Here is a 12972-nt window from a genome sequence, read left to right as displayed (position 1 = left end):
ATTTGATTCTATACTTTTTTTATCATAAATCTTTACAAATTATTGAATTTTCCAGCTTATTCCAAACATAAAATTTGTTCCTGCCTGTGAAAAATAATAAGGTGTTCCTTCATACACAGAACCGTTATTGACATATTTTTTATTAAACAGGTTATTGACCAATAATTTCAATGCAATGTCATTATTAGCAATTTTAAACTGGTATTCCGCATTAAAATCTGTCAGCAGATAATCTTTAAGCTGTAAGTTTTTATCTTCTGTGTTATCCAGATACTGTTTTCCCACATACTGATTCATTAAAGCAAACTGGAAGCTCTTGGATGGGCTGAATTTCAATCCGACGTTAGCCACTACATCCGGAGAAAAGGAAATTTGTGTATTTCCCAGGTTTTTAAGCACCCCTTCATTTTTAATATTAAAATCCTGATTCCTGTTCTGGCTCAAGCTTACATTCCCTGAGATCTCCCATTGTTTTGACAGTTTTGCCAAAGCACCAAGCTCAATTCCCCTTCTGTAACTTTTTCCGGAGTTTGTTCTGATAAATGCTCCTACGTTATTAAGCTCTCCATTTAAAACCAGTTGATTGACATAATACATATAATATAAGTTGGCTGTCAATGATAAAAATCCAAACTGTTTTTCCAGACCAGCTTCAATATCGTGAAGTTTTTCAGCTTTCACATTTTGATCCGCAAGCAGGTCGTCCCTGTTTGGCTCCCGGTGGGCATGGGCGTAGGACAGGAATATTTTTCCGTTTCCTATTTTATAATTTACCCCAGCCTTAGGGTTAAAAAACAACCAGTTTTTCTTTATATTCCCTCCTTCTCCATCCCCGCTAAGGATAATTTTTGTATCATAATGAATACTTCTCAGCTGTAAGTCTCCAAAGAATTCGAAATCCTCTACTTTCAACAAAGCTTTTGCAAATCCTGCTGCTTCATTTTTCACGGAACGACCTCTGTAATACTCATAATCATTAATCTGTGGAAAATAAACTCCCGTTACCGTTCCATAGTGCTTCCCATAATATTGGTTAGCCACAACTCCGAAGTTAAGATCAATATTTTCAAACTTCCCATACAATGTAGAAACCAAACCATAGAAATGATTATCCAACCATTTTTTTCTGATAAAGTCAGTTTTTTCAACAGCTACCCCGTTGACGATAGGAACTTCCAGATTATAGTCGGCATAATGAGTAGATTCCTTATCTCCTTCGTTTACTCTTTTATAATTTTCGTAATATCCTTTTCCTCTGGTATAATGCAAAGTCGTTTCTAAGCTCCAGATATCATTAAACTTCTGCTCCCACAGAAACTGATAATGATTTTGGCGGTAGTTATCCGTTTCACCATCATAAAATTTCTTTTCTCCGGTAAAAAGGTCTTTATATCCCCCTGAGCTATTGTACTTTGGATTGGTTTCCCAGGTTTCTCTATCAATACCATTCCAGGCCTGATAAGTTCTTTCCTTACCTCCGAAAGCCATCAATCGTAATCTTGTTTTACCTTCTTCAAATAAAGCAGTAAAATTATAAGAATCCAGATTCGCTGAAGCTCTGTCAATATATCCGTCAGAATGGATATGAGAATATCTCCCCATCACAGAAAGCCTGTCTTTCCAGAACTTTCCGGTTCCAACCTCAGCTGAATATTTATAGGTATTGAACGAACCATAGCTATCATCCGTTTTAATATAAAACTTCTCTTCCGGATCTTTTGAGATCACGTTGATACTGGCTCCAAATGATGAAACTCCATTATTGGAAGTTCCTACCCCTCTCTGAATAACAATCTGTGACGCAGAACTCGTTAAATCCGGAACATTCACAAAAAATGCACCCTGACTTTCTGAATCGTTAAAAGGAACACCATTCATCATGATATTAATCCCTCTTCCTGCTACTCCACGAATTCTAAGGCCAGTATAGCCTACACCGTTACCAGCATCTGAAGTCGAAATAACAGAAGTTTGATTTTTTAAAAGCATAGGAAGATCCTGCCCAAGGTTTTTCCCGTCTAAGTCTTTCTGGACATTAATAATTTCCTTCGCAACCGGAAGTCTTTTGGTAAAGCTAACCCCTTCAATCTCCCTTGTTTTAAGAGAGTCTTTATTTTGAGCCTGCATAAAGGCTGCTGAGCCTACGGTAAGCCCTAAAAAAAATAATCCTTTCATTCTATAAATCTTTAACATTTAATGAATAAAAGGGGATCGATAAGATATTATACATTTCGACTTACAACAGTCGGTGTGTCCCTAAACAGCATTACCTGTTCCAGGTTCATTGGGTATAATCTCAGCCTGTTAAAGCACCCCTTTATTTCAGCCGCGAAATTACAAAAAATATATGAGATGTAGGAATGGGGTCTGGTGGCGGGATACTAAGTTTTTTATTTTACAAAATAGGGGTGATCGGCAAGTAATGAGTCATGGCTCATCTCTAGTAGGTTTTGTTATTTGAGTCAATATAGTAATATTCTTTGCCATCTTTGGTTACTTCAAACATTTTACCCAGCTTCCAGCTGAAATTTCTTTTTATATTGGAATATTCGAAAGGAACAATCACTTTATTATTTACATCTATCACACCAAATTTATCATTCTGGGAAGCCACAATCATGGGGTCTGCCACATCATCACCCTCCATGATGTACAGGTATTGATATTGAGGGTAAATCTGATAATCTCTGTAATCTGCCGCATTGACGAATTTTGCTTTTTCAATGATCCCGTAAAATCCATTCAGAACATAGGCCTGAAATAGCTGCTGCTTGTAGTCTCCAAACTTACATTTTCCAAGATCTGCATCTTTGAACTGATAGACTCTTTTTCCTTTTACATCAACCCGGTAAGAAATCATATCTTTTTCTACTGTGGCATAGTTTTTTGTCCCGAATTTCCTGATTTTTTCATTCGGGGAGTTCAAAAGATTACAATCCTCATAAAAAAATACGGCAATATGATATTCCGGCTGGATAATAAATTTCCCTTTTTGGTTGACATATCCAAACTTATCTTCTTTCTTTTTTGGAATAAGAAGAGGCAGGTTCTCATTAATAACTACCAGATCAGAATTAGGTTTAGATACTTTACGCCCTTTCTTTACCGTGGTTTTCGCAATATTTTTAACCGGCACTTTCTTCACAGATTTAGTCTGTGAGAAAATGAAAATCGAAATAAAAACGCACAAAACATTCAGGATATTTTTCATATTCGTCATTTGTCTGCAAAATTACGGCCAAATATAGAATTTATCAAATTCATATTTATAAAGAATCTAAATAATTTCATTCCCATAAAATAGTAAAATTTCGTAATTTTGGGGAACATTTTGAATTGTTTGATAATTTTAAAACTTTAAAAAAATTGTAGATTATACTTACTTTTCTCCGGATCATACCCTACACTCAAAATGCGGGAACTCAAAATGTTATTTATAAAGACCGGTAAAAAGAAGTGACAGTACTAACAACTGTTTCATATATCTACCTTTAAAAGAGAAAGACTTCTATTATGAATATTTATAAGGATTACATCAAAGAGATTGAAGAAAGAAAAAACCAGGGGCTTCATCCAAAGCCAATTGATGGTGCTGAATTACTAAGCGAAATCATTGCACAGATTAAAGATTCAGGTAATGCAGATCGAACAGATTCTCTTAAATTTTTCATTTACAACACTTTACCTGGAACAACAAGTGCAGCAGGTGTTAAAGCAAAATTTTTAAAGGAAATCATTCTAGGTGAATCCGTAGTAGAAGAAATATCACCGGCTTACGCCTTTGAATTGTTATCTCATATGAAAGGAGGTCCTTCTATTGAAGTATTACTGGACCTTGCCTTAGGTAATGATGCCGCTATTGCCAAAGAAGCGGCTAAAGTTCTTAAGACACAAGTCTACCTTTATGAAGCGGATACTAACCGTCTGAAAGAAGCATTCAACAGTGGCAGCGAAATCGCCAAAGAAATCCTGGAAAGCTATGCACAGGCTGAGTTTTTCACTAAGCTTCCGGAAGTAGCTGAAGAAATTAAAGTGGTAACATTTATTGCCGGTGAGGGTGACATTTCAACGGATTTATTATCTCCGGGAAATCAGGCGCACTCCAGATCAGACCGTGAACTTCATGGTAAGTGTATGATCACCCCTCAGGCTCAGGAAGAAATCAAGGCTTTACAGGCTAAACATCCTGACGCAAGCGTTATGCTTATTGCTGAAAAAGGAACAATGGGTGTAGGGTCATCGAGAATGTCCGGAGTAAACAACGTAGCTCTTTGGACAGGAAAACAAGCAAGTCCCTATGTTCCATTTGTAAATATCGCTCCTATTGTTGGAGGAACAAACGGAATTTCTCCTATTTTCCTTACCACAGTTGATGTTACCGGTGGTATCGGTATCGACCTTAAAAACTGGGTGAAAAAACTGGATGCAGAAGGAAACCCGATTCGTAATGAAAATGGGGAGCCGATCCTTGAAGAGGCTTACTCTGTTGCTACAGGAACTGTACTTACGATTAATATAAAAGAGAAAAAATTATATAACGGAGATCAGGAGCTGATTGACATTTCTAAGGCATTGACCCCTCAGAAAATGGAATTCATTAAGGCTGGAGGATCTTACGCTATCGTATTTGGTAAAAAATTACAGACATTCGCAGCACAGCTTTTAGGAGTTGAAGCTCCGGTTGTTTTTGCTCCGTCAAAAGAAATTTCTCACGAAGGACAAGGTCTTACAGCCGTAGAAAAGATTTTCAATAGAAATGCTGTAGGAACAACACCTGGAAAAGTACTACATGCTGGTTCAGACGTTCGTGTAGAAGTTAATATCGTCGGATCTCAGGATACAACAGGTCTTATGACTTCTCAGGAGCTTGAATCTATGGCGGCTACAGTAATTTCTCCAATTGTTGACGGTGCATACCAATCAGGATGTCACACAGCTTCAGTATGGGATAAAAAAGCACAGGCAAATATCCCTAAACTAATGAAATTCATGAACGAATTCGGATTGATCACAGCCCGTGACCCTAAAGGGGAATACCATGCTATGACCGACGTAATTCACAAAGTTCTTAACGATATTACAGTAGACGAATGGGCAATCATTATTGGTGGGGATTCTCACACAAGAATGTCCAAAGGTGTTGCTTTTGGAGCTGACTCAGGAACAGTGGCTCTTGCACTGGCTACCGGAGAAGCATCTATGCCAATTCCTGAATCTGTAAAAGTAACTTTCAAAGGAGACATGAAAGAGCATATGGATTTCCGTGATGTTGTTCATGCAACTCAGGCTCAAATGCTTAAGCAGTTTGGAGGTGAAAACGTATTCCAGGGTAGAATCATTGAGGTTCACATCGGAACGCTTCCTGCTGACCAGGCATTTACATTTACAGACTGGACTGCAGAGATGAAAGCAAAAGCTTCTATCAATATTTCTGAAGACAATACCCTAATCGAATCATTGGAAATTGCAAAAGGCAGAATCCAGATCATGATTGATAAAGGTATGGACAATCATAACCAAGTTCTTCAGGGATTAATTAATAAAGCTGATAAGAGAATTGCAGAGATCAGATCTGGTGAAAAGCCAGCTTTAACTCCTGATGCTAATGCTAAATATTATGCTGAAGTAGTGGTTGATCTTGATGTAATCGTTGAACCAATGATTGCTGACCCGGATGTAAACAATGATGATGTTTCCAAGAGATATACTCACGATACCATCAGAGACCTTTCATATTATGGAGGTGAGAAAAAAGTAGATCTAGGTTTTGTGGGGTCATGTATGGTTCACAAAGGAGATTTGAAAATTGTTTCTCAAATGCTTAGAAATATTGAAAAACAACAAGGTAAAGTAGAATTTAATGCTCCTCTTGTAGTGGCAGCACCTACTTACAACATCATCGATGAATTAAAAGCAGAAGGAGACTGGGAATTGTTAGAAAAATACTCTGCCTTTGAATTTGATGATAAAGCTCCTAAAGGTGAAGCTCGTACGGAATACAAAAACGTAATGTATCTTGAGCGTCCTGGATGTAACCTTTGTATGGGTAACCAGGAAAAAGCTGCTAAAGGAGATACTGTATTGGCAACGTCAACCCGTCTTTTCCAGGGAAGAGTGGTTGAAGATTCTGAACGTAAAAAAGGAGAATCATTACTTGCATCCACTCCGGTTGTTGTTCTTTCAGCTATTATCGGACGTATTCCTAATATAGATGAATATAAAGCAGCCGTTGAAGGTATTGATCTTACTAAGTTTACCCCTCCAATCAAGGAGTTGGTTCAGGTAGGTCATTAATAAAGTATAACAATAGCTTTAAAAATTATATAATTGAAAGATTTTGGTCCTGTAAGGATTTAAAATCTTTCAATTTTTTGTTTAGAATACTTCCATTTTAAGGGTAATACAATTTTTTTTCAAGAAAATCAACAAAATAAATTCTATTTTTTCTTAAATTGAAAGTTATAAAATCTCTTGATTTATCATCAAAAGTATGCTCATTTATAGATTATAGGAACATTTTTTGATGTGTTTGTAGAACGGTTTTTATCTCTCAAAATCAGAGAAAGAAACATTAACAGAAAAAGAACAAAAACTAAATTTAGATATGACTTTTGATATTGATATGATCAAAAAAGTGTACGAGCGTTACCCTGAAAGAATTGCAGCAGCAAGACAGATCGTGGGAAAACCTCTTACCCTTTCAGAAAAAATCCTTTACACCCACCTTTGGGAAGGAAATGCTACACAGGCACATGAAAGAGGAAACTCTTATGTAGACTTTGCACCAGATAGAGTAGCCATGCAGGATGCAACTGCACAGATGGCACTTTTGCAATTCATGCAGGCAGGAAAAGCGAAAGTAGCTGTCCCGTCAACGGCTCATGCAGATCACCTTATTCAGGCGAAAGTAGGTGCTGATAAAGATTTGCAGGAAGGAATCAACAAAAACTCTGAAGTATTCAACTTCTTAAGTTCTGTATGTGATAAATACGGAATTGGTTTCTGGAAGCCCGGAGCTGGTATTATCCACCAGGTGGTATTGGAAAATTATGCTTTCCCGGGAGGGATGATGATCGGTACAGATTCACACACCGTAAATGCAGGAGGTCTTGGAATGGTTGCCATCGGTGTAGGAGGAGCTGACGCAGTAGATGTAATGGCGGGAATGGCATGGGAGCTTAAAATGCCTAAACTTATCGGGGTAAAACTGACGGGTAAAATGTCTGGATGGACTTCTGCAAAAGATGTGATCCTGAAAGTAGCCGGAATCCTTACTGTAAAAGGAGGAACAGGATGTATTGTAGAATACTTCGGTGAAGGTGCAGAATCTCTTTCTGCAACAGGGAAAGGTACTATCTGTAACATGGGTGCTGAAATCGGCGCTACAACTTCCACTTTCGGATATGATGATTCTATGAGAAGATATCTGACTGCAACAGGAAGACAGGACGTTGTAGATGCAGCTGATAAAATTGCGGAACATTTAACAGGGGATGCTGAAGTTTATGCAAACCCAGAACAATATTTTGATCAATTAATAGAAATTAACCTTTCTGAATTAACACCTCATTTAAACGGACCTTTCACTCCGGACCTGGCAACTCCGGTTGCTGAATTCAGAGCTAAAGCTGAAGCAAACGGATGGCCAATAGAAGTGGAATGGGCTCTTATCGGTTCTTGTACCAACTCTTCTTATGAAGATTTATCAAGAGCTGCTTCTATCGTTGAAGATGCGGTAGCAAAAGGTGTAAAACCTAAGGCTATTTTAGGGATCAACCCAGGTTCTGAGCAGGTGAAATTTACTGCTGAAAGAGACGGTTTCTTAGATTCTTTCAGAAAATTTGAAAACGCAAGAATTTTCACGAACGCCTGTGGACCATGTATCGGACAATGGGACAGAGAAGGAGCTGATAAAGGTGAGAAAAACTCTATCATCCATTCTTTCAACAGAAACTTTGCAAAGAGAGCTGACGGTAACCCAAATACTCACGCTTTTGTAGCTTCTCCAGAAATGGTAGCTGCTGTAGCAATATCCGGTAGATTAGACTTCAACCCAATTTCTGATACGTTAACCAACGAAGCCGGTGAGCAGGTAAAACTTGATGAGCCTAAAGGTTCTGAGCTTCCTGCAAGAGGATTTGCAGTAGATGACAATGGCTATCAGGCTCCATCAGCAGATGGATCCGGTATTGTGGTCAATGTAAGCCCTACTTCAGACAGACTTCAGCTATTGGAAGAATTCCCTGCCTGGGACGGTAAAAATATTGAAGGGGCTAAGGTATTGATCAAAGCTTTCGGAAAATGTACGACCGACCATATTTCTATGGCTGGACCATGGTTGAAATACAGAGGTCACCTTGACAATATTTCAAATAACATGTTGATTGGAGCTGTAAATGCTTACAACATGGAAACGAACCACGTGAAAAACGAAATCACCGGTGAATATGGTGAAGTTCCGGCTGTACAAAGAGCTTATAAAGCAGCAGGTATTCCAACTATTGTTGTAGGGGATCAAAACTATGGTGAAGGTTCTTCAAGAGAACATGCTGCCATGGAGCCTAGACACCTGGGTGTAAAAGCCGTACTGGTAAAATCATTCGCGAGAATCCACGAGACCAACCTTAAGAAACAAGGTATGCTTGGATTAACTTTCGCTAATGAGGCTGATTATGACAAAATCTTAGAAGATGATACAGTTAATTTCTTAGATCTTGATCAGTTTGCTCCAGGCAAGCAATTGACGTTAGAATTCGTTCATGCTAACGGAACTAAAGATATTATTATGGCCAACCATACATACAATGATCAACAAATCGAGTGGTTTAAGGCTGGTTCTGCACTGAACCTGATTAAGCAACAGGAAAATTAAGATTACTTGTTAGATTAATATAAAAGACGGCTTCTGTTGAAGCCGTCTTTTTATTTCAGTTTATCCAAAAGGTTAGCTCTGTAGATATCTCCAATTGGAATTTCCTGCTTAGAAAGCATCACCTTTTTTGCTCCTATGCTTTTTATTTTATCCAGATTTATGATAAAGGATTTGTGAATGCGTATAAATTGATCAGGAAGTTGATTTTCCATTGATTTAAGCGTGTCCAGAACAATATATTCTTCATCCTCTGTCCTGATATTTACATAGTCTTTAATGCTCTCAATATAAAGAATATCATTAAAGAGCAAACGATGTTGCTGTCCGGAAGATTTGACAAAGAAATGGGAATCTGTTTCCTCATTAACCGAGAAACGTTCTCTGGCTTTTAGGGCACTTTTTTGAAACCGGTCAAAAGAAACAGGCTTCAGCAGATAATCAATTATATTATGCTCGTATCCTTCCAGTGCATATTCCGAATAAGCAGTAGTTAAAATATACTTTTGCCTGGATCCCACAATTTTCATGAAATTAATCCCTGTAAGCTCCGGCATCTGGATATCTAAAAAAATAAGGTCAGAATCATTATCTTTAATATATTCCAAAGCCAATATAGGATTCTCAGTAGAAAATACCAGTTCAAAAAAAGGGATCTTCCGGATATAGTTTTCAAGGAGAGATATGGCCAAGGGCTCATCATCTACAATGACGCATTTAATTGTATTCATCTCGTAAATCAATCTTTAAATCTACTATAAATTCTGTTTCTGAGTCTTTTATATTCAGTTCATATTTCTGAGGATAAAGAATTTCCAGTCTCTTTTTCACATTCTCAATACCTATCCCAGACGCTGTATCTTTCATCCTTTGATTTTTAAAATTGTGAAGAGAAAAATGAAGGCTTCGGTTTTTATCGGAAACTTTCAGAACAAAACCTTTATCTCTGAAATCACCATGTTTAAAAGCATTTTCTACAAATGGAACCAAGAGCATAGGAGAAATATTGAGTTTTGGATGGGTGATATCTTTTTCGAAAACCAGCATTTCAGCGTTTTTTATTCTCAGTTTTTCGAGCCCGATCAAGCTCTCAATATATCCAATTTCTTTATCCAGGCTGATCACATCTTTTTCAAGATCTTTCGTACTGTATCTGAGCAGCTCACTCAGCTTTTCAATTGCGGGTAATGATTTATCTGAATTCTGATAAACAAGGGAGTAAATATTATTTAAAGAATTAAAAATAAAGTGGGGATTGATCTGTGTTTTCAATGCCTGAAGTTCTGCTTGTTTCTTCTCTATCAGGAGTCGTTTTTTATCATTTTCAGCCACCCCGTATTTCTCTAATATCCATAAAATTCCTGCTATGAAAGTGGTGAGAGAGCTGCTATAAATATTATCAAAAAAATAGTACGTAAGTCCTGTTCCCTCACCATAGTTTCGAAATCCAACGATCTCCTGCAAAATTATTTCTTCAAGAATATAACGCAGTCCTGCAAAGCAAAGAAGAGTCAATACAAAAACTATTACAGCTGAGTAAAGCTTATCCAGCTTGAAGAACTTTGGGAAAATAAATATATATGAAATATAGAAACTCAGAATCTTTACCATAAAAAAAGTAATCCTGAGAATACTTACTTCATAGCTGCTTCTCTCCGGAAAAAAGAAATTAGGAGTAATAACCGTTCCAAAAAAATCAAAACTCCAATAGATAATCTGAAGCCAGATAATTTGCTGTTTTTTCATACTCAAATATAAAGCTCCGCCAAGGAATTTATCTACAGTTTTCGATGAAAGGCTCTTTTTTTCCGATAAAACTATTTTCACACCCATGAAACAAGCCTTCGTCTAATCCCTGTTTTTACAAGAATATCCACCTTATACCTTTGTCCCAGAGCTGTAATAAAACCTCTCTTACATACAATGAAAAGAACTATTTTCTATATCTCAGTGTTATTTTATTCTTTTGCGGTAGGGCAGACTAAAGACTCTGCAATGGTAAAAAAGATCGAAACGGTTACGGTAAACGCTAAAAAAAATTTGGTAGAACGTAAAGTAGATCGTCTTGTCTATAATGTTCAAAACTCTATGCTATCTCAGGGAAGCTCAGGAACAGAAGTATTAGCAGGAACTCCTTTTCTTAAAGTGGATGAAGATAAAGGTCTTCTTTCTATTGCCGGCAAAAATGGAGTCTCTGTTATGGTTAATGACCGAATGCTTAACCTTTCCGGTACCGAACTCATCAATTATTTAAGAAACTTACGTTCTGAGAACATTCTGAAAATTGAAGTCATCACTACTCCGCCTTCAAAGTATGAAGCTCAGGGAAATAGTGGGATTATTAATATTGTTTTAAAAAAAAATCAACTTCTTGGATGGAACGGTTATCTGACCACGTATTATAAACAAAAAACCTATGCCGGATTTGGGAGTGTGGCAGGGGTTAATTATCAGAATGAAAAATCAAAAGCAGCAATAAAACTACAGGGATTTGATGAAGAAAAACGTTCTGTAGAAAATTATCAGGTTATGGGAAAAAGTTCTTCGGTTAACAGAGATGACAGAAGGGATATGAATGATGGACTTGGGTTTAATGCGACACTGGATTACTCATTATCCGAAAAATCCAATATAGGAATGGTTTATGATATGTTGAAAGGACACTCCAATATGGATATTCATTCGGGGCAAAACTACTTTACCGACGACACTCTAAACTTCCAGACCCAAACTGATTCTAAACACCGTTCTGATTTTACTTCCCAAATGCTGAACCTTTATTTTGATCAAAAGCTAGGAGATCATAAGCTGAGTTTTGGAGCTAATTATTATGGAAACCTTCCGGATACTCAGGTCAATTTTAAAACCATAAATATGGCAGATCATTCAGAACAAATGGTCAGAAATCTATCTTCGGTGGACTATAAAATCTATTCCGGACAGGCTGATTTGACTTTAAATCTTAAAAATATTCAAGTTGAAGCCGGTACCAAGTACAGCCAGTTTTCGAACAACTCAGCTATTGAGTATTATAATATGATCAGTGGAAATTATACCATTGACCCGAAAAAAAGCAATCTTTTTAATTATAATGAAAAAAATTATGCAGGTTACTTCAGTGCAAGTAAAGATTTTGGTGAAAAATGGTCTGCAAAAATAGGCCTACGTTACGAATATACCGATACAAAAGGATTTTCACCCACCACAGAGTCTCAGTCTGACAATAGGTATGGAAAACTATTTCCCACTGCCTATATTTCTTATAAGGCTGATGCTAACCATCAATTCAGTCTTACCTATTCCAGAAGGATTAACCGCCCTTATTTCCGGGCTTTAGATCCTTTCCGCTGGTACTCCAATCCAAATACTTATTATACCGGAAATCCAAGCCTCCAGCCTTCATTCAACCATAATATTGAAGTCAATTATATCTTTAAAAATAAATTCTCAGCTAATCTCTACTACCAGAGAACCTTGAATAATTTTGACCAGATCACATTTTTAGATGGAATCCAGCTAACCAGTACTTATCAAAATTATTACAATCAAAACAATTATGGGATCAATCTTAACTATACAGATACTTTTTTCAAAATCTGGGAAAGCAATCTTTCTGCATCCTTCAGCTATAATGAAACCCAGATTACCCAATTCAATGCCGTCCCTAAAAGTGGGCAAGCCTTCTATTATTCTACCAACAATACTTTCAGACTCAATAAAGCCAAAACGTTTTTTCTGTTTTTAAATTACTGGCATAATCTTCCATCAAGGGATGGGTATATGTCCGTCAGAAACAGGGCCAGTGCTGATGCCGGAATAAAAATGAGCTTTGCAGAAAAAGCATTGCAGATTAACCTTTCGGTAAGTGATATCTTTAAACAATCCGGATATAAAGCCAATATGTATTTCTCCGATAATACACAGTCTTTCAATAATTATTGGGACGCCAGAAGGCTGACCTTAAGTATCACCTATAATTTCGGCAACCAGAAGCTGAAAAATGAGGAGAGAAAAATTAATTTTGAAGAAAAAAACCGGGCACAATAATGAAATCCACCTGTTTATTCAAACAAAAAAGCAGAGATTAAGTCTCTGCTTTTGCT

At 37.1% G+C, this 12972-nt stretch carries 7 protein-coding genes; 3 read left to right on the top strand and 4 right to left on the bottom strand.

All coding sequences use genetic code 11. From position 1 onward, the window contains the following. Positions 1 to 39: 39 nt before the first annotated feature. Together B8967_RS18455 and B8967_RS18450 are read right to left on the bottom strand one after the other, a co-directional pair. On the bottom strand, positions 40 to 2175 hold the full coding sequence (locus B8967_RS18455) for a TonB-dependent receptor (RefSeq protein ID WP_084087063.1): 2136 nt from the start codon (positions 2173 to 2175) through the stop codon (positions 40 to 42). 265 nt (positions 2176 to 2440) lie between these two features. Then, positions 2441 to 3211 carry a WG repeat-containing protein gene (locus B8967_RS18450; RefSeq protein ID WP_228406252.1) on the bottom strand — a complete coding sequence of 257 codons (771 nt, stop codon included), beginning with the start codon at positions 3209 to 3211 and terminating at the stop codon, positions 2441 to 2443. A 302-nt stretch (positions 3212 to 3513) separates the two neighbouring features. Here B8967_RS18450 and B8967_RS18445 point away from each other — a divergent pair, with 302 nt between their 5' ends. Then, positions 3514 to 6294, top strand: coding sequence for a bifunctional aconitate hydratase 2/2-methylisocitrate dehydratase (locus B8967_RS18445; protein WP_084087059.1), 2781 nt, complete (start codon positions 3514 to 3516; stop codon positions 6292 to 6294). Positions 6295 to 6604: 310 nt separating this feature from the next. Next, positions 6605 to 8872: an aconitate hydratase gene (locus tag B8967_RS18440; RefSeq protein ID WP_047492335.1), complete on the top strand. Its 2268-nt coding sequence runs from the start codon at positions 6605 to 6607 to the stop codon at positions 8870 to 8872. A gap of 50 nt (positions 8873 to 8922) precedes the next feature. Here the strand turns inward: B8967_RS18440 and B8967_RS18435 are convergent, their stop codons facing one another. Both B8967_RS18435 and B8967_RS18430 read right to left on the bottom strand, forming a co-directional pair. Next, positions 8923 to 9600 carry a LytR/AlgR family response regulator transcription factor gene (locus B8967_RS18435; protein ID WP_084087057.1) on the bottom strand — a complete coding sequence of 226 codons (678 nt, stop codon included), beginning with the start codon at positions 9598 to 9600 and terminating at the stop codon, positions 8923 to 8925. Then, positions 9587 to 10615, bottom strand: coding sequence for a sensor histidine kinase (locus B8967_RS18430; protein WP_084087158.1), 1029 nt, complete (start codon positions 10613 to 10615; stop codon positions 9587 to 9589). The genes B8967_RS18435 and B8967_RS18430 overlap by 14 nt, the downstream gene beginning before the upstream one ends. Before the next feature lie 177 nt (positions 10616 to 10792). On the opposite strand from B8967_RS18430, the gene B8967_RS18425 reads away from it, so the two are divergent. Then, the gene (locus tag B8967_RS18425; RefSeq protein WP_084087055.1) at positions 10793 to 12916 is read left to right on the top strand and encodes an outer membrane beta-barrel family protein; all 2124 of its coding nucleotides are present in this window, start codon (positions 10793 to 10795) and stop codon (positions 12914 to 12916) included. Positions 12917 to 12972: the final 56 nt, after the last annotated feature.

It is taken from the genome of Chryseobacterium sp. YR221, assembly GCF_900176315.1.
Taxonomy (GTDB): Bacteria; Bacteroidota; Bacteroidia; order Flavobacteriales; family Weeksellaceae; genus Chryseobacterium; species Chryseobacterium rhizosphaerae.
The sequence above is the reverse complement of the archived record's forward strand: the minus strand, read 5'-3'. Positions and strand labels throughout refer to the sequence as shown.